At 35.7% G+C, this 21,198-nt stretch carries 30 protein-coding genes; 21 read left to right on the forward strand and 9 right to left on the reverse strand.

Going from position 1 to position 21,198, the window contains the following annotated elements; genetic code table 11:
* The first annotated feature begins 56 nt into the window (after nt 1–56).
* Together AC3WVZ_RS03385 and AC3WVZ_RS03390 are read left to right on the forward strand one after the other, a co-directional pair.
* Nucleotides 57–629, forward strand: a complete 573-nt coding sequence (locus tag AC3WVZ_RS03385) for a histidine phosphatase family protein (RefSeq protein ID WP_016125602.1) — start codon at nt 57–59, stop codon at nt 627–629.
* A gap of 188 nt (nt 630–817) precedes the next feature.
* Nucleotides 818–1,201, forward strand: a complete 384-nt coding sequence (locus tag AC3WVZ_RS03390; RefSeq protein WP_016125603.1) for a hypothetical protein — start codon at nt 818–820, stop codon at nt 1,199–1,201.
* Nucleotides 1,202–1,517: 316 nt separating this feature from the next.
* Here the strand turns inward: AC3WVZ_RS03390 and AC3WVZ_RS03395 are convergent, their stop codons facing one another.
* Nucleotides 1,518–1,625, reverse strand: a complete 108-nt coding sequence (locus tag AC3WVZ_RS03395; protein WP_000505670.1) for a YjcZ family sporulation protein — start codon at nt 1,623–1,625, stop codon at nt 1,518–1,520.
* Between the two features lie 379 nt (nt 1,626–2,004).
* Complete coding sequence (gene tnpC / locus AC3WVZ_RS03400) at nt 2,005–3,408, reverse strand: IS66 family transposase (protein ID WP_233935200.1); 1,404 nt, start codon at nt 3,406–3,408, stop codon at nt 2,005–2,007.
* Nucleotides 3,409–3,533: 125 nt separating this feature from the next.
* Between tnpC and AC3WVZ_RS03405 the strand changes: the two genes are divergently transcribed.
* The 6 genes from AC3WVZ_RS03405 (at nt 3,534) to AC3WVZ_RS03430 (ending at nt 6,493) form a co-directional block, all read left to right on the forward strand.
* A protein-coding gene (locus AC3WVZ_RS03405) for an IS5 family transposase (protein WP_425594293.1) occupies nt 3,534–4,306 on the forward strand; the annotation gives its coding sequence in 2 pieces (ribosomal slippage) (nt 3,534–3,864 and nt 3,864–4,306; 774 coding nt in all).
* Nucleotides 4,307–4,520: 214 nt separating this feature from the next.
* Nucleotides 4,521–4,661: a hypothetical protein gene (locus AC3WVZ_RS03410; RefSeq protein ID WP_001004571.1), complete on the forward strand. Its 141-nt coding sequence runs from the start codon at nt 4,521–4,523 to the stop codon at nt 4,659–4,661.
* Between the two features lie 36 nt (nt 4,662–4,697).
* Nucleotides 4,698–5,210, forward strand: a complete 513-nt coding sequence (locus tag AC3WVZ_RS03415) for a general stress protein (RefSeq protein WP_233936021.1) — start codon at nt 4,698–4,700, stop codon at nt 5,208–5,210.
* 139 nt (nt 5,211–5,349) lie between these two features.
* The gene (locus AC3WVZ_RS03420; RefSeq protein WP_031312203.1) at nt 5,350–5,553 is read left to right on the forward strand and encodes a DUF4028 family protein; all 204 of its coding nucleotides are present in this window, start codon (nt 5,350–5,352) and stop codon (nt 5,551–5,553) included.
* A gap of 142 nt (nt 5,554–5,695) precedes the next feature.
* On the forward strand, nt 5,696–6,007 hold the full coding sequence (locus AC3WVZ_RS03425; protein WP_000637511.1) for a YbjQ family protein: 312 nt from the start codon (nt 5,696–5,698) through the stop codon (nt 6,005–6,007).
* A gap of 339 nt (nt 6,008–6,346) precedes the next feature.
* Nucleotides 6,347–6,493 (forward strand): hypothetical protein, encoded by a 147-nt coding sequence (locus AC3WVZ_RS03430; RefSeq protein WP_492310903.1) that lies wholly within the window; start codon nt 6,347–6,349, stop codon nt 6,491–6,493.
* A 95-nt stretch (nt 6,494–6,588) separates the two neighbouring features.
* On the opposite strand, the gene AC3WVZ_RS03435 is transcribed toward AC3WVZ_RS03430, so the two are convergent.
* Together AC3WVZ_RS03435 and AC3WVZ_RS03440 are read right to left on the reverse strand one after the other, a co-directional pair.
* A complete protein-coding gene (locus AC3WVZ_RS03435; RefSeq protein ID WP_063535809.1) occupies nt 6,589–6,894 on the reverse strand; it encodes a hypothetical protein in 306 nt (101 codons plus the stop codon).
* Nucleotides 6,895–6,985: 91 nt separating this feature from the next.
* A complete protein-coding gene (locus AC3WVZ_RS03440) occupies nt 6,986–7,978 on the reverse strand; it encodes a zinc-dependent alcohol dehydrogenase family protein (RefSeq protein ID WP_074555666.1) in 993 nt (330 codons plus the stop codon).
* 175 nt (nt 7,979–8,153) lie between these two features.
* On the opposite strand from AC3WVZ_RS03440, the gene bsh reads away from it, so the two are divergent.
* The gene (gene bsh / locus AC3WVZ_RS03445) at nt 8,154–9,140 is read left to right on the forward strand and encodes a choloylglycine hydrolase (RefSeq protein ID WP_000337598.1); all 987 of its coding nucleotides are present in this window, start codon (nt 8,154–8,156) and stop codon (nt 9,138–9,140) included.
* Between the two features lie 121 nt (nt 9,141–9,261).
* On the opposite strand, the gene AC3WVZ_RS03450 is transcribed toward bsh, so the two are convergent.
* Entirely contained in the window at nt 9,262–9,402 is a 141-nt protein-coding gene (locus AC3WVZ_RS03450; RefSeq protein ID WP_000273537.1) for a YflJ family protein, read from the reverse strand.
* A gap of 154 nt (nt 9,403–9,556) precedes the next feature.
* Between AC3WVZ_RS03450 and AC3WVZ_RS03455 the strand changes: the two genes are divergently transcribed.
* Nucleotides 9,557–9,919 (forward strand): hypothetical protein, encoded by a 363-nt coding sequence (locus tag AC3WVZ_RS03455; protein ID WP_000582785.1) that lies wholly within the window; start codon nt 9,557–9,559, stop codon nt 9,917–9,919.
* Nucleotides 9,920–9,946: 27 nt separating this feature from the next.
* Here the strand turns inward: AC3WVZ_RS03455 and AC3WVZ_RS03460 are convergent, their stop codons facing one another.
* Nucleotides 9,947–10,132, reverse strand: coding sequence for a YhzD family protein (locus AC3WVZ_RS03460; RefSeq protein WP_000539552.1), 186 nt, complete (start codon nt 10,130–10,132; stop codon nt 9,947–9,949).
* A gap of 208 nt (nt 10,133–10,340) precedes the next feature.
* Here AC3WVZ_RS03460 and AC3WVZ_RS03465 point away from each other — a divergent pair, with 208 nt between their 5' ends.
* Genes AC3WVZ_RS03465 through yhaM form a run of 3 tightly spaced genes read left to right on the forward strand, consistent with a single transcriptional unit; the run spans nt 10,341 to nt 15,501 of the window.
* The gene (locus tag AC3WVZ_RS03465) at nt 10,341–11,582 is read left to right on the forward strand and encodes a metallophosphoesterase family protein (protein ID WP_233936023.1); all 1,242 of its coding nucleotides are present in this window, start codon (nt 10,341–10,343) and stop codon (nt 11,580–11,582) included.
* Nucleotides 11,579–14,503 (forward strand): ATP-binding protein, encoded by a 2,925-nt coding sequence (locus AC3WVZ_RS03470; protein WP_233936024.1) that lies wholly within the window; start codon nt 11,579–11,581, stop codon nt 14,501–14,503. The genes AC3WVZ_RS03465 and AC3WVZ_RS03470 overlap by 4 nt, the downstream gene beginning before the upstream one ends.
* Before the next feature lie 41 nt (nt 14,504–14,544).
* Nucleotides 14,545–15,501, forward strand: a complete 957-nt coding sequence (gene yhaM / locus AC3WVZ_RS03475) for a 3'-5' exoribonuclease YhaM (RefSeq protein WP_000726636.1) — start codon at nt 14,545–14,547, stop codon at nt 15,499–15,501.
* 19 nt (nt 15,502–15,520) lie between these two features.
* On the opposite strand, the gene AC3WVZ_RS03480 is transcribed toward yhaM, so the two are convergent.
* The 3 genes from AC3WVZ_RS03480 to AC3WVZ_RS03490 all read right to left on the reverse strand — a co-directional run bounded on the left by AC3WVZ_RS03480 (nt 15,521) and on the right by AC3WVZ_RS03490 (nt 17,611).
* The gene (locus tag AC3WVZ_RS03480; RefSeq protein WP_000135923.1) at nt 15,521–16,678 is read right to left on the reverse strand and encodes a site-specific integrase; all 1,158 of its coding nucleotides are present in this window, start codon (nt 16,676–16,678) and stop codon (nt 15,521–15,523) included.
* Between the two features lie 69 nt (nt 16,679–16,747).
* On the reverse strand, nt 16,748–17,173 hold the full coding sequence (locus AC3WVZ_RS03485) for an ImmA/IrrE family metallo-endopeptidase (protein ID WP_069355118.1): 426 nt from the start codon (nt 17,171–17,173) through the stop codon (nt 16,748–16,750).
* 15 nt (nt 17,174–17,188) lie between these two features.
* Nucleotides 17,189–17,611, reverse strand: a complete 423-nt coding sequence (locus tag AC3WVZ_RS03490; RefSeq protein WP_233936026.1) for a helix-turn-helix domain-containing protein — start codon at nt 17,609–17,611, stop codon at nt 17,189–17,191.
* Nucleotides 17,612–17,880: 269 nt separating this feature from the next.
* Here AC3WVZ_RS03490 and AC3WVZ_RS03495 point away from each other — a divergent pair, with 269 nt between their 5' ends.
* The 8 genes from AC3WVZ_RS03495 (at nt 17,881) to AC3WVZ_RS03530 (ending at nt 21,153) form a co-directional block, all read left to right on the forward strand.
* Complete coding sequence (locus AC3WVZ_RS03495; RefSeq protein WP_000361154.1) at nt 17,881–18,063, forward strand: helix-turn-helix domain-containing protein; 183 nt, start codon at nt 17,881–17,883, stop codon at nt 18,061–18,063.
* 2 nt (nt 18,064–18,065) lie between these two features.
* Nucleotides 18,066–18,338: a DUF771 domain-containing protein gene (locus AC3WVZ_RS03500; protein ID WP_000127561.1), complete on the forward strand. Its 273-nt coding sequence runs from the start codon at nt 18,066–18,068 to the stop codon at nt 18,336–18,338.
* A gap of 14 nt (nt 18,339–18,352) precedes the next feature.
* A complete protein-coding gene (locus tag AC3WVZ_RS03505; RefSeq protein ID WP_233936027.1) occupies nt 18,353–18,508 on the forward strand; it encodes a DUF6906 family protein in 156 nt (51 codons plus the stop codon).
* A 14-nt stretch (nt 18,509–18,522) separates the two neighbouring features.
* Entirely contained in the window at nt 18,523–19,275 is a 753-nt protein-coding gene (locus AC3WVZ_RS03510) for a Rha family transcriptional regulator (protein ID WP_233936029.1), read from the forward strand.
* Nucleotides 19,276–19,286: 11 nt separating this feature from the next.
* Nucleotides 19,287–19,475: a hypothetical protein gene (locus tag AC3WVZ_RS03515; protein WP_001186272.1), complete on the forward strand. Its 189-nt coding sequence runs from the start codon at nt 19,287–19,289 to the stop codon at nt 19,473–19,475.
* 26 nt (nt 19,476–19,501) lie between these two features.
* Nucleotides 19,502–19,936 carry a replication terminator protein gene (locus AC3WVZ_RS03520; RefSeq protein ID WP_069355121.1) on the forward strand — a complete coding sequence of 145 codons (435 nt, stop codon included), beginning with the start codon at nt 19,502–19,504 and terminating at the stop codon, nt 19,934–19,936.
* Nucleotides 19,937–19,953: 17 nt separating this feature from the next.
* The gene (locus AC3WVZ_RS03525) at nt 19,954–20,667 is read left to right on the forward strand and encodes a hypothetical protein (protein WP_113732850.1); all 714 of its coding nucleotides are present in this window, start codon (nt 19,954–19,956) and stop codon (nt 20,665–20,667) included.
* 147 nt (nt 20,668–20,814) lie between these two features.
* A complete protein-coding gene (locus AC3WVZ_RS03530; RefSeq protein ID WP_233936031.1) occupies nt 20,815–21,153 on the forward strand; it encodes a hypothetical protein in 339 nt (112 codons plus the stop codon).
* Nucleotides 21,154–21,198: the final 45 nt, after the last annotated feature.

The following is a 21,198-nucleotide window of genomic DNA, read 5'->3' on the forward strand; positions in this document are numbered from 1 at the left end:
ATATATGCTAATATAAGTTGGTGATTATACAGAAAACTGAAAAAATGGAGGTAATTATGAAAACTTTCATATATATGGTGAGACACGGGGATTCACCAAAGTTTGGAAAAGAAAAAACAAGAGGATTAACTGAAAAAGGAAAATTAGATGTTCAACGAATAACGGATGCATTACAAGGTGAGGGAATCGACGTTGTTATCTCAAGTCCATACAATCGTTCAATTCTAACTGTTCAGCAGTTAGCAAAGCAAATAGGACAAGAAGTTTTAGTATTTGAGGACTTAAAAGAGAGGATTTTTATTGCTGAAGAGGAACGAATTTCGGATAAAGAATTATTCCCTTTGATAAAAAAGTCATTCTTAGCCCCCGACTTTGCTTTAATGGGGGGAGAGTCTAATGTCGACTGTCAGAAACGTGCTATAAAAGTCTTAAAAGAATTATTAAACACCTATCGAGGACAGAAAGTAGTCTTAGGCACTCATGGAGCTATAATGACTTTGATGATGGGGTATTATGACAGTAAGTATGACTTGAATTTTTTACTACAGACATCAAAACCAGATATATATAGGATGGAATTCAATGGACAGGAATTGGTGGAGGTTAAAAGATTGTGGGAAATTTCATAGATTGAATTTATTCATCTATTGCTTCTCCCAATGACGTGTATTATAAAAAATAGGGTTACTGCGGTAACTCTTTTTCTTATGGAACTAATGGGGGATTGAGTTCAACAATCTAAAAATTTCGGTTCCTTAGCGCACAAAATTCCCGTTTTGTTCTTGCTATCCCGAGATGAAATGGGAGGGAATGTTTTTTGGGCAAGATACTTTTAAAGTTATTTTTTAAATCAATCTTATTTTTTTTCTTATGCAGTATTGTTGTTTATTCTATATTTCAGATTATTTTTGTCTTGAGTGTTTCGACAGGATTAGGGAGGGATGATATAGTCGGATTTTCTGATAATAAGTATGTAATTGGCCGTCCACCTGTTAGCTATAATTTATATAAAAAAGATAGTGGAAAAACTATATTAGATAATGTTATTGGTTATAAAAAGGGGAAAACCAAAAGCTATGTTCGGAATGAAGTTGAATTTGTAGTGATAGATGAGATAAAGGGTAGCTATGAACTGTATAAAATACAAAATGCTTCAGAAAAGGATATAGAACGGCTGAAGGAAATGAAGAAATTAGAATAATAGAGACTATCTGAAAGGTAAAGAAGCACACTTGCTATTGTTAGATCTAAAAAATGGTTTAGACTGATAACTGAGTTTTGTTTCATGAAAAGAGTCATTATTAAAATAAAGTATTAGGGGTTCAGTCCCATTGTCATCAAGCTAAAATTTTATCGTACCTCCAGAACGAAATTTTGTGCTAACTTATAATAAAAAAGCTCATTTTCTCGTTTTGGGGTAATTCTGAATTCTTAAGTTGATAAGCATGGCCTCTGCACATTGCATGGGGCTTTTTCATGAAGAAAGGACACTCACGTGAGTGTCCTTTCGATAGTTTTTAGCAGAAGCAAGCAGCTCCAACGATGATTAATAAAATGAACAATACAACTAATAAAGCAAATCCTCCAGCGAAGCCACAGCCACCACAACTACCACCAAAGCCCATAACAGTTCCTCCTTTTAATAGGAAGGGAAAACCAAGGGGTCACTCATGTGTTTTAACGGATTCCATTTACTTTATGCTTTTACGAATGAATGGAGCGGGTCCTTTTCAAAATAGATTTATCCCGCTATTTGTCGGGGAGTAAGACCTCGATTGATGAGGGCAGAATAAAGTTGCACTTTATTCTTAGAAGGAATTCAAAGGCAAAATAGGAGAGTCTATATCATTCTTTAAAAGCGAATAAATGAAAAATAAAATATCTAATGTAACTACTCAGCTTCTTCAAATAAAAAAACAGGCCAAATACATGTTTCCGATTCGAAAACATGAAAAGAAAATACTCCAATCAGAGAAAGAATCTATGCCAAATAGAGAAATTCTCTTATGAAGTCGTGTTATTCCAAGGAACCGTTCTAGTTTCTATGACTTGGTTTATCGCTTGTAAGACCGATTGTTTTTGTTTTTTCATGGTACTCATAAAGCTTCGTATCTGACAAAAAGATTCTGCGCCTTTCTTACTTCGGAAAGTCCCAGACACTTTCTGTTTTACTTTCGTCATCCGAATATCCCGTTCTGCTTGATTGTTATCAAATGGAATGGCTGGATGTTCTAAAAACCCTAGAATTCTGTCAGAATACTTGACGAAGCGATTCCATAAATTTTGAGAAGGCGTCTGCTTTCCTTTCTTCTTTTGTTTCGTGGAAAGAATCTGTTGTTCTTTCAATATGGATTGATACATAATAAACAGATTCTTTTGCGTCGCTTTTGGCATGGTACCTTCGGATTGCTTTTTCATCGTCAACGCTTGCGTTAGAAATTTCTGCATCTGTTGTGCCCATTGTTCTCCAGTACTATCTATAATTCCTTGTAAATCTCGTAAGAGATGGGCATTACATAAAACGTGACGACAATCTGTATACGCATCATACGATTTCCAACCATCATGCATCGCAATTCCAGAAAAAGATGGCAAGATTTCTCCAGCATCCATTGCTTCTTTTCCACGTTTTTGATGAATATGTTGCAATGTCACCTCCGGTGTACTGGCAGTATGTAACCATTGTGTTTTGTTTTCTACACGCATACCAGTTTCATCAAAATGGACAACAGGAGACTGCAGAATCTTTTCCTTTACTTCTTTTATGAATGGCTGCAATTGAGAAGCGAAAGCCTGTGTATGATTTACCAGGGTTCCTTCGCTTATAGAATGTCCAAAACAATCCTGAAAGAATTCTTTTGTTCGCTTCAAAGAAATGCATTGATAATGCGTTAAATAGGGAATCAGTCTTTTTATATTTGGACCATATTGAACAGGACGAGATACTGTCGAAGGAAATTGGGCTTCTTGGATAGAATGGCAATGTGGGCATTCTTTCTGTTCTACTTTATGTTCTGTCACTTCGATCTGAATAGGTGGTAAGTCATACACTTGGCGAATGCGATACCCTTTTACAGGCTCGTGGTTCAAGGAAGTATGACAACAAGTACAATATGTAGGAGAATGTGTAATCGTATGATCTGGAGTCGCTGTCAAACCAAGAGTATGTCCCTTGTGGCCCAACTGGCCACCCGTTTGACGATGAGACGGTTTGCGCAAACTTTTTGTAACGGGCTTACCCAAACCATCTGTAGAAGGTGGCTTATGACTATTTTTGGAGTTTTTTTTTGAAGCATTTTCTAGTTCTTGTATACGTTTTTCTAACTTAGAAAATGTTTCTTCAAATAAAGAAATAACAGCTTCAGGTCCTTTTTTATATGTATCTAAAATAATTTTTCGATCGACCATAAGATTCACCTCCCCTGTTTGATATACTCAGTATTTACAAATGGGAGGCATATGAAACTAGGGTGTGTCTAAAAACTATTTCTATGGTAGGATTACCTCAAACCATTTAGAGAGAGGTATTTTCTATGACGCCACGCCGCTACGAACTTACAAATGAACAATGGGAACAAATCAAAGACTTTTTCCCACCGTATTCTACTGGTCGTCCGCCTAAAAGAAGTAATCGTGAAATGTTCAATGCTATTTTATGGATAGCTAGGAGCGGCGCTCCCTGGCGTGATTTGCCGGACCATTACGGCTTATGGAAAACCGTGTATGCTCGCTTCTGCAAATGGCGTGATGAAGGTGTCCTACTGACCATTTTTCAAGAATTAAATGCTGAACCGGATTTTGAAAATCTCAGCATAGATTCAACCAGTATCAAAGCGCATCAACATAGTGCTGGTGCAAAAAAAAGGCCATAAATCATGAGTTTCATCAGCATATTGGCATGAGTCGCGGTGGAAAAACTACCAAAATCCATACAATTGTTGATGGTTTAGGCAACCCCATTTTATTTCATTTGACTGGCGGAAATATTTTTGATAGCACTCCAGTTTGCGAGCTTTTGGATGAAATACCAATTAAGGGCAGCAATATTCTTGGTGACAAAGCCTATGGTTCTCATACGATTCGTAACTATATTACCAATCATGAAGCAACCTATACCATTCCACCCAGATCAAATGCGAAAGCTCCTTGGAATGTGGATTGGTATTTATATAAAGAACGCCATTTAGTGGAGTGTTTTTTCAATAAAATCAAGCATTTCCGTAGAATCGCAACACGGTATGATAAGCTGGCATCTTCTTTTTTAGCCTTTGTGTATATCGCTGCCATTTTTCGATTAACACAATGAACAACAGTTTTTAGACACACCCTAGTAAAATTTAAAAAAGACACCGAAAGGTGGCTGAGTAGTTACTTATAGTTTTTTACGTTTAGAAAAGGTTAGGAAGGGTATACATATACTACAAAGAGATTAACTGAAGATGAATTGTAAGATGTCTATGTTTAGTAGATTAGTCTATCAAAATATACTTTTACTTTAAATAAAAAGGAGCCTGGTATACATGAATGAAATGATGATTAATATTACATTTGATTTAATTTACTTGTTAAGTAGTTCACTTGTAGTGCTTTTACTATTCGCTTTTTTCGTAAATGGTTATGTTAATAAGAAGATTAGTGTATACAGAAATGAAGAAAAATAAAGATACATTATATAAAACTTTAGGAGGTTAATAGTTATGAATATAGATAGAAAAATAGTAGGTGTTTTTAGAACAATTGATGATGCGGCACTCGTTATTAATGAATTAAATGAAAAAGGATACTCAGCAGATAACATTTCAGCTATTGCGAAAGATCAAAAGGAAATTGAACATCTGGAAGAAAAATCGGGTGAAAAAGTGAATAGCGAAACTGCACATAAAGCAGATATCTTTTCAGCGACAGGGCTTGTAGCTGGAGGAGTAGCAGGCGGACTCGGTGGTTTATTAACAGGTCTTGGTATACTTGCCGTTTCTGGAATGGGTCCAATCGTAGCAGCGGGACCGATCGCAGCAGCTATTGGAGGAGCTGGAAGTTTAATAGGAGCATTTATAGGATTAGGAATTCCAGAAGAACATGCTAAAAAGTATGAAGAATATATTTACGATGGAAATATATTAATTTTAGTAGATGCAAAATTAGATAATAAGTTAGAAATCTATAAAATCTTTGATAAGCATCATGCTTATAACTCTGATTTCTTTAAATAAAATGTAAACAAAGTAAATATCGTTTTTTGATCTTACAAATTTGGCGCGGCCGAGGAGTCGTATGACTATAAGAGAGGAAGGGCTTATAGTAAAAGATCAAGTTCTATCATGCTATTTAAAAGGGAAGAGGTGTCTTTTCGTGATTGTAAAAATATTAAAGGATAGCAGTAATAGTTTCCTTTGTACAGTTCAAAATAAAAATGGAGACCAGTATGTGAAGAAGTGGTTTCGTAAACATGAAAATAACAAAGAATTAGGGCGACCAACTTTCAAAGAAGTAGAAAAGGACTGGAAAGAAAATAAAGAGTCGTTTATGTATCCTAATTTTAAAGCGCTTTATTAAAATGAAACATAATGCGCGTTTCATTCTTACAAAACTGTCACATTCCTGTAAGGTAATTCAATAGATTAGTTGTTTGTTCCGTGTCATAATAAAGACATAAGAAAGCTAATTAAAACTACAACTTATTAGGAGAGTGTCAGTCATGATTGTAACAACAACGTCTGGAATTCAAGGTAAAGAAATTATTGAGTATATCGATATTGTAAATGGTGAAGCTATTATGGGTGCAAATATTGTCCGCGATTTATTCGCTTCTGTTCGTGATGTTGTCGGTGGTCGTGCTGGTTCTTATGAAAGTAAGCTAAAAGAAGCTCGTGATATCGCAATGGACGAAATGAAAGAACTTGCAAAACAAAAAGGTGCGAACGCTATCGTTGGTGTTGACGTAGATTACGAAGTAGTTCGTGATGGAATGTTAATGGTTGCTGTAAGTGGTACAGCTGTACGTATATAAGTAAATAAAAAACAGGCTCACCCCTTGAAGTTTATGCTTTGAGGGGGTTTTTTATTTTTCTTTTGTTCATGACTAAAGTTAAAATAGAGAAGGGCCGATGTACTAGCTCGCTTATTTCAAATGTAGTATATTATTTCTTAAGAAAAAGCAAGTAAATGGAAGTTTTTGTATTTAAAGAAGGTGTTAATTTTATGACAAATAATAAAATTGCTATTTGAGGTACGAAGAGAATGAGTGGTATGAATAATTTTAGAAAGTGTATAGTTAATAGAAATAAACGATGGAGTATGTAAAGAGTTATATTACATAAAATTTATTATGAATGGAGGCGGTTACACTATGTTTTGGTTAGGATGTTTTTTAGGATACATTGTAGGTTCTATTATTACATGTGCGCTACTTTACTTTGGATATAGATCCAATGAAAATAAAAAAACGGATATGCAAAAAGGGGAGGAGAGAAAAATCAATAAAAGAGGTGTATAGTAGGCGAAAGGTAAGGTGATAGTGTTGATACAAAAATAAAGGACAGTACATATTTTATATGACTACTATGTACTGTTCCGCTTATTCTTTTTGGATTATGAGAGGTTGTTTCCTGTCTTGCTATAAATTTCATAGGCGAAAAACCCCAATAAATAGCCGATTCCAGATCCTAAACTCACTGCAAGAAGTGAATAATCTGGGAAAAACATGCCGAAAATTAAACCGATTATACAGCCAACAAGCATTCCCATAGGTATTAAACTGTCTAATAAAATTTGAGCGTTTTTTGATTTTTTCTTACCTAAGTTACCGTTGTTATATTTATGTTTAAGGCTACCAATCACATATACTACAATTCCCCCGACTATTAAAACAGGCGCAATTGCCGTGAGTAACCACATGTTAGAATCTCCTTTCGCTTTTTTAATTAAATTACATAAGCTACTTAAAATTCTATGCTACTAAATGGATTGATAGTTGAATGTACTCAATTTAATAATTCGTTAAAAAAACTTTCCCTTTCGTTTTCTCCGCAGATTGCACAACATCAACCGCCGTTTTCACATCCGCTAAGTCATATGTAGAATGTACTTTCATAAAACGTAATTGCTTATTTTCTACTAAGTGAATTAAATGACGAAACGTCTCTTGCCATTTATATGGTGACACTTCTTTATTCCAATGTCGTAAATGAAATATGTTCGCGTGCACTTTTGCTTTCGTGACAATCTCTGCCCAGTTAACTTGTACACCTGATAGAAGCCCGATCGTTAAAAAGTGCCCGTTTGGACGTAAGGAGAAAGCTAATTCATTTCCATCCGGTCCCCCGATAGAATCAATCGCAGCATCCGCGCCGATCCCGTTTGTTAATGTCATAACGGTTTCATAAAGCGGGGCAGTGGAAGTATCAATTACATATGTAGCACCAAGGCGCAGTAACTCTTCTGTATGCTTATTATTTCTTGTAACAGCAATGAGTCGGAAGTTTAAAATTTGTGATAACTGCGCAAAAAGATGACCAATTGCGGATCCACAAGCATTCACTAATAAAACATCATTACGTTGTAAGTTTAGCGTTTCTGTACATGTAACCCACGCCGTAAGAGGATTAATATACATTTGTGCCGCTGTGAAATCATCGATGGAATCAGGAATAGGAACTACAAAGTCAGCTGATGTTTTCACATATTCTTGCCAAGTACCTTCCCCGCGTAACGGTAACACACGTTTACCGATAAGCTCTCTAGAAACAAAAGCTCCTACATCTTCTACAATACCAACACCTTCATAACCAGGTATGTTAGGTAACGGAATTCTATGAGCGTACGCTCCGGTTATTGGAATTAAGTCAGATGGATTAATCGGTCTAACTAGCATACGGACGAAAACTTCATTATCTTTCAGTGGTTCTATATTTTTATATTCAACTTGTAATACGTCTTTTGGATTGCCAAACTTATGAAATTGAATGTGTTTTCCACGCAAGATAGATGTTCCCCCTTAGTTTGATTGAGTTTATTATAGCATTTTTGGTTTGGTTGGTTATTTTGTTAATGATAAATAGGGTTTGTACAATGGTAAGTAAAATAGATTTTAATTTACGTATTTATCGGAATTTTATAAAATATGTATATAACTATGAAATGGGGGGGATTTCTTCATGTGTACTAGTTTGACGTTACAAACTAAAAATTTCCAACATCTTTTTGCGAGAACAATGGATTTCACATTAGATATGAATCAGGAAGTAATAATCATTCCTCGGCGTTATCAGTGGAACAATATAACTGGTGAAACAATCCGAACGAAAAAGGCTGTTGTCGGAATGGGAATTAATTTTGGAGGAAGGGTCATGATGGCAGACGGAGTAAATGAAGCTGGTATGACATGTGCAACTCTCTATTTCCCAGGATTCGCTACTTATAGTAGTCATGTAGATAGCAATAAAACGAATGTAGCACCATTTGATTTTGTGACTTGGAGCCTCACGCAGTTCAATTCTGTTGAAGAATTAAGAAAATCTATTGATAGCATTGCCTTTATAGATGTGCCATTACCAATTTTAGGGGTTACTCCACCGCTACATTGGATTTTAGCAGATAAATCGGGAGAATGTATTGTACTTGAGCCGACAGCTGATGGAATAAAAGTGTATGACAATCCAATAGGAGTAATGACTAATAGTCCGGAGTTTAGTTGGCATTTACAAAATTTAAGACAATATATTGGTCTTAAATCGCAGCCATTTGCGCCAACGGAGTGGGGCGATGTACCATTAAGTGCTTTTGGCCAAGGTTCAGGATCAATGGGACTTCCTGGAGATTTCACACCGCCATCAAGATTTGTACGGGCAGCGTATGGCAAACAAAACATTCAAGGTATAGAGAACGAAGAAGAGGGGATATCGGCTATTTTTCATATTTTATCGAATTGTGAGGTTCCTAAGGGGGCAGTAATAACAGAAGACGGTATATTAGATAATACGATCTATACAAGTGCAATGTGTATGGAGTCTGGAACATATTATTACCATACTTACGATTGTAGACAAATTATAGCCATTCATTTATTCAATGAAGATTTAGATACAGCTGAGATTAAAACGTATCCGTTTCAGCGGAAACAAAAAATATTTTATGAAAACTGAAGCGCCCCTGAAAAAGTGAGACTAATAAAAACACCTCCATTTAATTTGCATACTTAGTATGCGAATTTAGGAGGTGTTTTTTATCATTTACCAATATTCAGGTTTACTTCTTGCTATTCTATTAAGCCGAAGCTCTCTTCATTCTCTCAAGTAAACTAGACAACACATGCGTACGATAAGATTCTAGTTTTTTACCTTCATAAGTACGGATACCTAATTTTTTAAGTTCTTTTACATACCAACCTTTGCTTCCGAAATACATGTGATCGCTCCCCTTCAACTTTGTTTTTATTTATCCTGATTGCATATGGAGGTACAGGAATTATAATGAAGGAAATGAATTTCGCGCGAAAATGGTTAACTTTGTTGCAAAAGACATATATACTAAAGATAGTATACAACGAGGTGGACAAGACGTGATTATAGAGAAGCACGAAATTCAAATTGACCAAATTACTAGCGGTAAAGTGAATATCTTTACTTTCTATAGAAATAGAAAGCAAATTGATGATCATTTTTTACGATTGCAAGAACCATCGCTTACAGCAAACTACTTCTTCCATTTTCATTTTGATGCAGAGAGCTTGCATCTACTGCAGAAAGAGTTTCCGAGCGTATATCCGTACGACGGTAGTGAAACGATTCACGACTGGACGGAAAAGATGAAAGCTGAATTGCAACATCAGATCCAAACAGGAAAATGGAATAAACGCGTACGTATCGGTAATCGCATTCTAGATGTGGTGTTTACGTGGTGTGACGAAGATATAGTAGAGTGAAAAAGAAGCGGATGACGCTTCTTTTTTTTAGCGCTGGAATAAAACGAGCTTACCTGCAGTAGATGTACAGCGATGTGTTTTTTCATACAATCCTTTTTCTTGTAAGATAGATTCACCTTTTGCTTTTGCTTCTTTTTCAGTTGCCGCCTCGAATGATTCGTCTAATGCTTTTGAACCATCTTTTTCAAAGACTGTTAGAACGTATACTCCCATGAAAATTCCCTCCAATAATTAAAATCAGAATCTTATAATTATTTTGACATAAAACGCTACAATATGCAAAGAAATATATGACATTGCGTGGTAAAATAGAATGAAACTTTACTCATCGAGAATATTTTTATTCTCGATGAGTATTAGTTTTCAGCAATTTTAATTTTAATAAAATGAAACTTTTGAAAGATAGAAAGGATCGTTATTTGTGAAACAAGTAAAGTTTATACATGCGGCTGATTTACATTTGGATAGTCCGTTTAAAGGGATGGAGATGAATGTTGGGCAGTCTGTTTGGGAGAGAATGAAGCAAAGTACGTTTGAATCATTTGAGCGTATTGTTGATAAAGCGATTCAAGAGCGCGTTGATTTCGTATTACTAGCTGGGGATTTGTATGATGCGGAGACGAGAAGTTTGAGGGCGCAAGTGTTTGTGCGTGAGCAAATGAAGAGACTTTCGCAGTACGATATCCCTGTTTTTATTATTCACGGTAACCATGATCATTTAGGGGGAAGCTGGGCAGCAATTGAGTTTCCGGAAAATGTTCATGTATTTACTGAGCCTTATGTAGAAGAGAAATCATTTTATAAAAATGGTGAGCTATTAGCTTCTATTTATGGTTTTAGTTATTTGCAGCAAGCGGTAACGGATAATATGACAGCGCAGTATACGAAAATGAGTGATGCGCCTTTTCATATTGGCATGCTTCACGGAAGTGTGGAAGGAGATGCAGAGCATAATCGCTATGCACCGTTTCAAATTCGTGAGTTGAAAGAAAAACAGTTTGATTATTGGGCTCTTGGCCATATACATAAACGTGAAATTTTATCAGAAGAGCCGTATATGATTTATCCAGGGAACATACAAGGTCGTCATCGTAAGGAAACAGGCGAGAAGGGTGCGTACCTTATTGAACTTACGAAACAAGGAACGCAGTGTTCATTTTTCCATACGGCAGATGTTGTATGGGATGAAATCGAAGTTTGTATTGATAGACTTGAAACTGTTGATGAACTTATGACGAGCCTATCTACTGCGATGAATGAATGCCGAAGAGAAGAGGAAGGTACGCTATTAATTGTCGTATTCACAGGACAAGGTCCACTTTCACCTTATTTGCGTGACGAAAAGCGCGTGGAAGAGATTTTTCACATTTTAGCATCTGGCGAAGAGCGAAAAGATTTTGTATATGCGATGAAGTGGAAAAATGAGACGGTTTCTTTTGCGGAAATCGAACGTTTGAAAGCGGAAAATCATTTCGTCGGTAGTGTGCTAAAGGAGTTAGAAGCTTTTAGCAATATGGACGGCGTATTGCGCACCATTTGGACATCTCCTGTAGCGCGTAATAGTATTGAATCTTTTACAGAAGAAGAGAAGAAAGAGATTCAAAAGGAAGCAGAAAATATTATTTTAGAGCAATTATTCCAGCAAGAGAGGGATAAAAAATGAGAATTGAAAAACTCCATATTTATGGGTACGGAAAATTAGAAAATGTGGAAATGGATCTTTCATTGCTGATGGTGTTATACGGTGAAAATGAAGCGGGGAAATCGACAATTCGCTCATTTATGAAAAGTATTTTATTCGGTTTTCCGACGAGAGGACAGCGCCGTTATGAGCCGAAAGAAGGCGGGAAGTATGGCGGCGCGATGACTGTGCAAACAGAGCAGTACGGTCGTTTGAAAATTGAGCGATTGCCAAAGACGGCAGCTGGCGAGGTGACCGTTTATTTTGAAGACGGGAAAACGGGCGGAGAAGAAATTTTAAACGATATATTAAGCGGGATGAATGAAAGTTTATTTGAATCTGTCTTTTCATTTGATATGCATGGTCTTCAAAATATTCATCAGCTAGGCGAAGCGGATATTGGCAATTATTTATTTTCGGCAAGTGCAGTCGGAAGTGATGCGCTATTGCAGTTAGATAAAAAGCTAGAAAAAGAAATGGATCAGCGCTTTAAGCCGAGCGGGCGTAAACCAGAAATTAACGTGTCACTGCAAGAGATGAAGAAACTTGAAGAGAAGATGAAAGAGTGGCAAGGAAAAATTGGCACGTATGAAAAACAAGTAGAGCAGTTAAAAGAAAGTGAAGAGAAGCTTGCTTCTGTTCGCGTGGAGAAAGAGAGTGCAGAAAAGCGAAAGCAAGATTATGAAATATTAGCAGCGCTTGAGCCACTCGTTATTGAAAAACATGCGCATGAGAAAGTGTTAGAGAACGAGAGCGGGCAGTTTCCGGTAAACGGAATGGCGCGTTATGAAGCAATGAAGGCGAAGATGGAGCCGCTTCAATTACAAGTTGATTCGCTCCACAAGAAAATTGAGACAGTGCAATCGGAAATTGCCTCGATTCAAATAGATGAAGAGTTTTTACAAAAAGAAAGTTATGTAGAAGAACTTCGTATGCAGCATATGTCTTACGAAAATGCACGCCAAGAAATGCGTGATATGAGCGGGAATATTACGAATATAAAAGAAGAAATCGCAGAACTAGAACAACAAATTGGTACTACTTTTGAAAAGGAAACAGTTCTTTCATTTGATATGAGTTTGGCAACGAAAGAGTTAATTACGCAAACAGTGCAAAAGGCGCGCGAATTAGAAACGCAAAAAGCACAGCTCGATGATCGTTTTAAAGTAGCGCAAGAGCAATTAGAAGAACAAGAAGAAAATATAAGACAGATTAAGAAACAAATGTTAGTGGATGAAGAGAGAAATGAGTTAGTTGAGAAAGAGAAAGCGTTCCAAGATGCGGCGTTTATCGGTATGGGCGCAGAGAGAATGAAGCGCAAGTATGAGGAAAAAGCAGGAGTAGCTAAGCAAAAGAAAAAGCAGTGGCAAAGAGTTTGTCTTCTGTTACTTCTTATTAACACAGTCGTTTTATTCACGAGCTTATTTATAGACAATCGCCCGCTCTTATTTATTAGTGTCATTATTTTTGTAGGGATTGTTCTTGCCCTCATTTTATATAAAGATCCGTCAAGTGGATTACAAGAAGAGCTCCTTACACTTCAGCAAAGTGCCGGCGGGAGACAAAGTGAAGAAGCGATGTCTGTTCGCTATCAGTTAGAAAAAGATGAAGAGATACGTAAATTATTTGAGCGCGAGTCTTATAAGTTACAGCAGTTGGAACGAGCGTATGATAAAGTCGTTTCATCGTATGAGGAATGGGAGAGAGAAACGTTCCAGGCGGGAGAACAAGTCGATGCATATAAAGCGCGCTATATGTTTCCTGAATTTTATACGTATGCACACATATTGTCGGCGTTTGAGCGTATTGAAAAAATGCAGCAATTATATCGTGAATTAGAGAAACAAGGCACGCGAAAATCTTCATTATATGAAATGATTTCGCAATTTGAACATAAACTAGAAACTGTTATCGGTAGTGCGGAGTATAGTAAGCTACACGAGGCACAAAGCCGTATGCAAAATGAGAAAGAGAAGCGCCAAAATTGTAAGCAGTTAAAAGAAAAACTGGCGGAATGGCAAGAAGAATATGAGTTTATGCAAGAACAATTAAAGCAATTACTAATAGAACGAGATGGTTTATGGCATATTGCAGCGTCTACAGATGAAGAGATGTTTTTAGAAGCGGGTAAACTAGCGGAAAAACGTGAAGATGCAGAGAAACAAGTGGGGCGTTTATTACCGCAAATTGATCTGTTAGAACAGCGTTTAACGAGTTTATCATTAGCTGAACATTACGAAGCTGACGGTTATGACGGAAAATTAAAGCAAGAACTAACAGTCGTGCAAAACTGTCTGGCACAAGAGAAAGAACTGACAGAGCGTATTGCGAAACATCGTATGGAAATTGCGAATTTAGAAGAAGGTAGTACGTACGGCGATTTAATGCATGAATGGGAAATGAAAAAAGCGCAAGTGCGTGAACAAGTGAAGAAGTGGGCTGCTTATGCGGCCGCAAAAACGGTGTTAACGAAAACGAAGCAATATTATCATGAAGTACATCTTCCTCGTATTTTACAAAAGTCAGAAGAGTATTTCGTCTATTTAACAGGCGGACGATATAGTAAAATCTTTTCACCGTCAGAGTCAGAGCCGTTTATTGTAGAGCGTAACGATGGTATGCGTTTTTACAGTCATGAACTAAGCCAAGCGACAGCGGAGCAGTTATATTTATCGCTGAGATTTGCACTAGCAAAAACATTTGAGCATGATTACCCATTTATTATTGATGATAGTTTCGTGCACTTTGATGCGGTAAGGACGAATCGAACGATTGAACTTATAAAGGAAATTGCAAAGGATAGACAAGTCATATTCTTTACATGTCATGCGCATTTACTCGCTTATTTTACAGAAAAACAGATTATAAAATTAACACATATGCGTAAAGAAAATGAGTTGTAGTGTGCTATACTAAAAGTAACTGATTTGGTGGAGGAATTCGAATGAAAAAGAAAATTGCAGAGTATGAAGTTGGTGAACAAGTCGATATTTTCTTGTTAATTAAAACAGCGACAAAAGGTATCGCAAGCAATGGAAAGCCATTTTTAACAGTAATCTTACAAGATCCAAGTGGAGATATTGAAGCAAAATTGTGGGACGTATCACCAGAAGTTGAGAAACAATATGTAGCGGAAACAATCGTGAAAGTAGCTGGAGATATTTTAAACTACAAAGGACGTATTCAATTACGTGTGAAACAAATCCGTGTTGCGAATGAAAATGAAGTAACAGACATCTCAGACTTCGTAGAAAAAGCACCAGTGAAAAAAGAAGATATGGTTGAGAAAATTACGCAATACATATTTGAAATGAGAAACCCGAACATTCAACGTCTAACAAGACATTTATTAAATAAGCATCAAAACGAATTTTTAGACTATCCAGCAGCGACAAAGAACCATCACGAGTTCGTATCTGGACTAGCTTATCACGTCGTATCGATGCTTGATTTAGCGAAAGCTATCTCAAATCTATACCCATCGTTAGATAAAGACTTACTGTATGCAGGCGTTATTTTACATGACCTTGGTAAAGTAATCGAATTATCTGGCCCAATTTCTACAACGTATACGTTAGAAGGAAATTTACTAGGTCACATTTCTATTATGGTGAACGAAATTGGTAAAGCGGCAGACGAATTGCAAATCGATGCAGAAGAAGTATTAATTCTTCAACACATCGTCCTTTCTCACCACGGAAAAGCAGAATGGGGTAGTCCAAAACCACCATTAGTAAAAGAAGCAGAAATTCTGCATTACATCGATAACTTAGATGCAAAAATGAACATGATGGACCGCGCATTAGGACGCACAAAACCAGGCGAATATACAGAGCGTGTCTTTGCGCTTGATAATCGTTCGTTCTATAAACCTAAGTTTGAAACCTATCGTGACAAGTGAATTTAGCGTATTGTTAAAGTTACTTGCCCACAATTTGCCCACGAGATTTTAAAAACTCGTCATATTGGTTTACGGCAGTTTCCTCTATAGATTTTGTTATATGAAGATACACATTTGCAGTCATGTCTATAGAGGAATGCCCTAAACGTTCTGAAACATATTTAAGGTTTGCCCCACTTTGTAATAAGTGAACGGCATGTGTATGTCTAAATCCGTGTAAGGTAATGTACTTTAAATTTCCTTTCTTACAAGCTTGCTGTAAGAATTTTAGGGTTGCTGGGTGTAGCATACAAGAATTATCTTCATGTGTAAATACAAAATTATACTCTTTATAATATTTACCGTTCTTCAAAGTGTTTTTATTTTGCTCCATTTTCATTTTTCTTAAATGAGATATGGTAGAAGAATCTAAAGAGATAGTTCGTTTACTACTTCTATTTTTAGGTGGGCCGAATAAGATTTTTTCATTTCTCTTGGTAGTGATTAATGTTTTGTTGATGAATAATTTTTGTTCTTCAAAATCAATATCTTCCCATTGAAGGGCTAAGCATTCACCAATGCGGAGACCTGTGCGAGATAGAAACATGAATAAAGAAAAGTATTTAAAGCCTCCTTTCTCATTAAGGATGTAAGTTAAGAATTGGTGTAGTTCATCTATATCGTAGCATTTTATATCATCATTTTTTGAGGAAACACGAGTTGTTCTTAATTTAATTTTTGTAGTTGGGTTTTTTTCTAAAATCCCAAGTTCGTTAACAGCTGTATCTAACGCATGGTGCATTGTGACATTAATTGTTTCTACCGTTTTTTTACTGTACTTTTCTAATAGGTTATTTATAAATTTTTGATATTTAATTCTTGTTAAATCTTTTAACTTTAATTCTCCAAACACAGGTAAGATGTGAAGTCTAATGTTTTTTTCGTAGACCATGTAAGTTCTTGGAGCTACATTTCCTTTTTTGAAGACATTTAACCATTCGTAAAGGTATTCATTAAAAGTTATTTTACCGTCCTGTATATTGCTCCCATTTACTAATTTTTCTTCTATTTTAGCAGCAGCTAATTGAGCTTCTTTTTTTGTTTTAAATCCACCTTTGGAGGTTTCTTTGTATTTCCCCATTTCTTTATACCTGATCCGATATTCCCACTTATCATTACGTTTTCTAAAACTAGCCATTTTAATCACTCCATTCTATATATAATGAGAATGTTTGTTCTGTTTTTGTGTAAAAATATATAATAGATTTTAAATAAATCTATCCATTTGTTTAGGGATTCCATAATGCTGTAATAATTCTTGCTTTGTTTGTATGTAGTAATCATGATGACTTCCATCGATAAGAAATCTCGTTGCAAAATAGTTTGCTTCAGCTTCTATACGAATTTCAGAACAAAGAGACACCTTGGATAATTTAGGTGTATTTTCATCTGGATGAAATAAAGCATGACCTAATTCATGAAAACAAGTGAAGATTTGATTTTGATATGAAAGTCGTTCGTTAATATGTATAAAAGGGATACGAGACACTTTGTGGTAGTATCCGTAAATATCCCCTAAGGCTTCTGTGATAATGACTATACCTTTTGCTTCAGCGATAAGGAAAGGATCTCTGGTGTTATATCGTCTAAGTAGTTCGTCTATTTTTAAATTGATTTGTTGTTTTGAAACCAACTAGATCCACTCCAATCACTCTTCGTTTCTGTATTTTTTTGGTGTAAATTTCTTTTTAGCCATTTGTTTTCCTAATCTAAGAGAGTTTTCTAATGAGACAATTAATAATTGTTTAGTTTCCTCTGACATAGGTTCAGAGTCTTTAGAAAAAGCAAGAGCATCAGCTTTACTCATATCTTCTATTAACTCTTCTAACTTTTTTTGTATATCTTTTTCATCTTTCTCTGTAAGTTCCCAGTACCCTTTGTTAGTTCTACCTAGTAGGTAATCAACACTTACCTCAAAATAATCTGCTACCAATTGCAGCTTATCAACAGCAGGTTTTTGTGTCTTCCACTTATATAGAGAATTTTCCCCCATGTTTAGTTGTTTTGCTAAATCAGATAACGATATTCCTTTTTTATCCGCAAGACTTTTAATTATGTTGAATGTAGACATTTGAGCCACCCTTAATAAAGCTAAGAACATTTATTATCTGAATGGATAGAAAATTATTGACTTTTATCCGTTTGGATATTAAACTATGTTCATAAGCTAATTATTTAGCCGCAAAACCATTACAAATTAAACCTCTATAGCACGTCCCTCAACGTTTAAAAGGTAATTTAATTTGGTTTATTTAGCTATGCCTTAATTTTATCTAATCGGATAGAAATAGTCAATAGAAAGCTAAAAAATTAGCTGAATGTATAGAAGGAGGTGTGGATATGGATAAAAGGTTTGGTAAGAAAGTGAAAATGTGGCTATTTGTTAATGGGATGAAGCAAGGAGAATTAGCAAAGATGCTTAACGTTTCTGGTCCATATCTCTCTGATATTTTACACGGTAAAAGAGAAGGTAAAAAAGTGAAAGAAAAAATAAATCGAATATTGGAAAGTGAGGAGATCTAGTAATGACGGCAACAGTGCAAGTCATTATCGATGATAACTACTTGCAAAAAGAAGTTTCTCGTCAAGTTAATGAACGTTTAGCTGATATGGGAATTGGTACTTGGTGGGATATGAAAAGACTTCAATATGAAACAAGTAGAAGTTATGACTGGTTAATGGAATATGTTGTTTGTGATCCTAGAGTACAGATCTTTGCTAAACAAAAAAATAATCGTTGGTTATTTAAAGCGAAGGAAATGAAAGAATTTCTTAATAAGTATTTTGATGAATTATAAGGAGGTTAGTATTAATGAAAAATGGTAAAAAGCCGGCAAAAAAAGAAAAAATGCATATTAAATTATACAATCTAAATCCTGATAATTGGTTGATTTTTAAAAAAGTAAATCATGAATTGCATTTGGTACATCGTAATATAAATAAAACTAAAATTATTCCGAGTTTGTAGAGGGGGGAAGTAACATGAATCAATTAACAGTAGCAAACGAACAAGCACTAGTATTTGAAAACAACGGAAAAGTTGTTACAGATAGCTTGAAGATTGCGGAAGTATTCAATAAACGTCATGACAATGTTATGGCTGATATCAGAACTCAAATGGAGTATGCAGGTTATGAATTTTCACTCCTAAATTTTAAGGAGCGAACTTATGAAAATAGAGGGCGTCGTTATCCTAAAATCGATCTGACAGAAGAAGCTTTTACATTAGTTGTAATGAGTTATAACACAAAAGAAGCTGTTCAAATGAAAATCAAGTTTATTGAAGAGTTTAAACGAATGAAGCAACATATACAAAATCAACAAAAAATACCTACAGATCCAATGGGAGTTTTAAAGTTAACGTTTCAAGCTTTAGAAGGACATACCCAGGAAATTCAGGAGATTAAATCCGATGTGAAGGATTTACGAGAAAACGCCCCTTTATATGCTATCGAATGTGATGAGGTATCAAAGGTTGTAAGAAAATTAGGTGTTCTTCTATTAGGTGGTAAGGAATCTAATGCTTATCGGGATGTTAGCCTTAGAAAAAAAGTATATAGCGATATTTATAGTCAATTACATAGAGAGTTTGGGATTAGTAGTTATAAAGCTATTAAACGTCATCATTTAGATAGAGCGATTCAAATCATTAATGAAGAATATTCACTTCCAATCATTTTAGAAGAAGAAATTACAGCTACAAATACACAAATAAATATGGTGGAAGTTCAGTAGGAGGAGCAAGCATGCAACAAAAGATTTTAGTGATTACTAGTAATTTCGCAGGTTTTCCAGGTATCAGTGAGTTTCACACAAAAGAAGCTGCAAAAGAAGAAGTTAAAAAGTTGATTCAAAAAGGTGTAAGTCCAAAATCAATTCGTGTAACGCAAGAAATACCTATGAACATTGATATTCAAGTAGATGTTGAATTTTAAGAAGGAAGGATTAGGTGAGAGAAATAATGGAAGTCATGATTGATTTAAATACATTTGCTGATGGAGCACTTGCTGAAAGATTTCATCAAGAGTTTGAGCGCGTAATGGAAAATATGGCAGATTTAAATACTGATCCTAAAAAAGCAAGAAAGATTGTTTTAACCCTTTCGTTTGCTGGTGATAAAAAGCGTGATGTGTGGAATTGTCAAGTTCAAGCCACTTCGAAACTAGCGCCAACAGAAGCGGTAGAGTCTAAGATTCTATTAGATATGGATCAAAACGGAAATTTAGTTGGTCAAGAGTTAGCTTCCGGGATCCAGGGACAGTTTTATATGGATCTACAGGGTGATGTGAAAACAGATGTTGGACAACCTGTAGAAGAAGTAGAAGAAAAGGAACAAAATCAGGGTGCTGATAAACAAACAGTAGTAATCGATTATATGAAAAGTAAATCTAATTAAGAAAAGGGGAAATAAAAATGACTATGACAAGAGAAGCAATTGAAAAGGTATTAGAGATTGGAACGATTGAAACACATAAAATCGGGGAACAAACTTATTCAACACAAAGATTACATCTTGTGCAAGAACCGACACCAGCAGAGATTACTGTTCGTAGTTTATCTGGTTTAGTAGGTTACGTGAAATCAGAATTTGACACAACAGAAGCTGTAATGATTCATATTGTAAACCCAACAACGGTAAGATGCTTTACTGCGGTTAATGGAGATAAGGCTAGAAGTACTTATATCGAAGCACAAGCATCCATTCCACGTTTTAATTTTGGAAGCTTTTATGACAGAGAAGAATTTAATATTGCATTGCAATCAGGTTTTGTACAAAACAATCATCGAGACATTGTTTTACAGGTAGTAGGTACGGTTGTAGAAAATGATGTTAAGGAAATTGGAGATGATGGTGTATCGCAAGCTGTAACAGTGAAAACAGGAGTTGCGAGTAGAGGGAATGCAAAAGTACCTAATCCAGTGCAATTAAGCCCGCATAGAACATTTGTTGAAGTGGAACAACCAGAAAGTAAGTTTGTGTTCAGAATGCGTGAAGGTGCACGTTGTGGTTTGTTTGAAGCTGATGGTGGGGCTTGGAAGTTAGAAGCGATGAATAACATTAAAGAGTATTTAAACGAAGCGTTGGCGCAAGAAATTGAGTCTAAAAAGGTGTTTGTTTTAGCCTAATGGATATTACAACGGTAGAAAGTACAACGAATGTCTGTATCTTTGGATTAGGGATTGTGATACTTGCGTATGGAGTTTATAAAGGTGGTACTTTCATTGAACAAAAGTTTGATGAAAGTGATCGCTTAGAAAGGGAGGCTTTAGATAATGGGAATAGAAAGCCGAGTTCTTTCGGAACATCTAGAAAAGGCTTTGGAATTAGAAGAGGAGCGTAGAGAGTGTATACAAAATCTGCATCTGTTATATAAACAAATGAACCAGGCAAATAAGGAAAGGAATAAAACTTTGTATCTTGAATTGCATAACGCTTATCAGAAGCAAAGTATAAGAGATTTAGAGATATCAAAGCAGTTATCAGCTATGTTTTTTAAGAAACAGAAAAGTGATTGTGAAGCAGAAAGAGCAGAGGTTTTTCGTGTAGCAGATCGTCTTGAAAAGGTTGGTGGCAGAAAAGAAGTAGTTGAAAGAATTCGCAAGAATGCATAAGAGAAGAACCCGCTGCAACGGGTCCTAAAGAAAAAATAATAATAC

This window comes from Bacillus sp. CPT56D-587-MTF (assembly GCF_058792335.1).

Coding starts and splice junctions, on each gene's coding strand:
- AC3WVZ_RS03490 (WP_233936026.1), bottom strand. CDS start 17,611: ATGTCTACATTCAACATAATTAAAAGTCTTGCGGATAAAAAAGGAATA.
- AC3WVZ_RS03510 (WP_233936029.1), top strand. CDS start 18,523: ATGAATCAATTAACAGTAGCAAACGAACAAGCACTAGTATTTGAAAAC.
- AC3WVZ_RS03530 (WP_233936031.1), top strand. CDS start 20,815: ATGGGAATAGAAAGCCGAGTTCTTTCGGAACATCTAGAAAAGGCTTTG.
- AC3WVZ_RS03495 (WP_000361154.1), top strand. CDS start 17,881: ATGGATAAAAGGTTTGGTAAGAAAGTGAAAATGTGGCTATTTGTTAAT.
- AC3WVZ_RS03430 (WP_492310903.1), top strand. CDS start 6,347: ATGTTTTGGTTAGGATGTTTTTTAGGATACATTGTAGGTTCTATTATT.
- yhaM (WP_000726636.1), top strand. CDS start 14,545: ATGAAAAAGAAAATTGCAGAGTATGAAGTTGGTGAACAAGTCGATATT.
- AC3WVZ_RS03480 (WP_000135923.1), bottom strand. CDS start 16,678: ATGGCTAGTTTTAGAAAACGTAATGATAAGTGGGAATATCGGATCAGG.
- AC3WVZ_RS03470 (WP_233936024.1), top strand. CDS start 11,579: ATGAGAATTGAAAAACTCCATATTTATGGGTACGGAAAATTAGAAAAT.
- AC3WVZ_RS03410 (WP_001004571.1), top strand. CDS start 4,521: ATGAATGAAATGATGATTAATATTACATTTGATTTAATTTACTTGTTA.
- AC3WVZ_RS03395 (WP_000505670.1), bottom strand. CDS start 1,625: ATGGGCTTTGGTGGTAGTTGTGGTGGCTGTGGCTTCGCTGGAGGATTT.
- AC3WVZ_RS03525 (WP_113732850.1), top strand. CDS start 19,954: ATGACTATGACAAGAGAAGCAATTGAAAAGGTATTAGAGATTGGAACG.
- AC3WVZ_RS03460 (WP_000539552.1), bottom strand. CDS start 10,132: ATGGGAGTATACGTTCTAACAGTCTTTGAAAAAGATGGTTCAAAAGCA.
- AC3WVZ_RS03385 (WP_016125602.1), top strand. CDS start 57: ATGAAAACTTTCATATATATGGTGAGACACGGGGATTCACCAAAGTTT.
- bsh (WP_000337598.1), top strand. CDS start 8,154: ATGTGTACTAGTTTGACGTTACAAACTAAAAATTTCCAACATCTTTTT.
- AC3WVZ_RS03415 (WP_233936021.1), top strand. CDS start 4,698: ATGAATATAGATAGAAAAATAGTAGGTGTTTTTAGAACAATTGATGAT.
- AC3WVZ_RS03425 (WP_000637511.1), top strand. CDS start 5,696: ATGATTGTAACAACAACGTCTGGAATTCAAGGTAAAGAAATTATTGAG.
- AC3WVZ_RS03435 (WP_063535809.1), bottom strand. CDS start 6,894: ATGTGGTTACTCACGGCAATTGCGCCTGTTTTAATAGTCGGGGGAATT.
- AC3WVZ_RS03450 (WP_000273537.1), bottom strand. CDS start 9,402: ATGTATTTCGGAAGCAAAGGTTGGTATGTAAAAGAACTTAAAAAATTA.
- tnpC (WP_233935200.1), bottom strand. CDS start 3,408: ATGGTCGATCGAAAAATTATTTTAGATACATATAAAAAAGGACCTGAA.
- AC3WVZ_RS03520 (WP_069355121.1), top strand. CDS start 19,502: ATGGAAGTCATGATTGATTTAAATACATTTGCTGATGGAGCACTTGCT.
- AC3WVZ_RS03500 (WP_000127561.1), top strand. CDS start 18,066: ATGACGGCAACAGTGCAAGTCATTATCGATGATAACTACTTGCAAAAA.
- AC3WVZ_RS03505 (WP_233936027.1), top strand. CDS start 18,353: ATGAAAAATGGTAAAAAGCCGGCAAAAAAAGAAAAAATGCATATTAAA.
- AC3WVZ_RS03515 (WP_001186272.1), top strand. CDS start 19,287: ATGCAACAAAAGATTTTAGTGATTACTAGTAATTTCGCAGGTTTTCCA.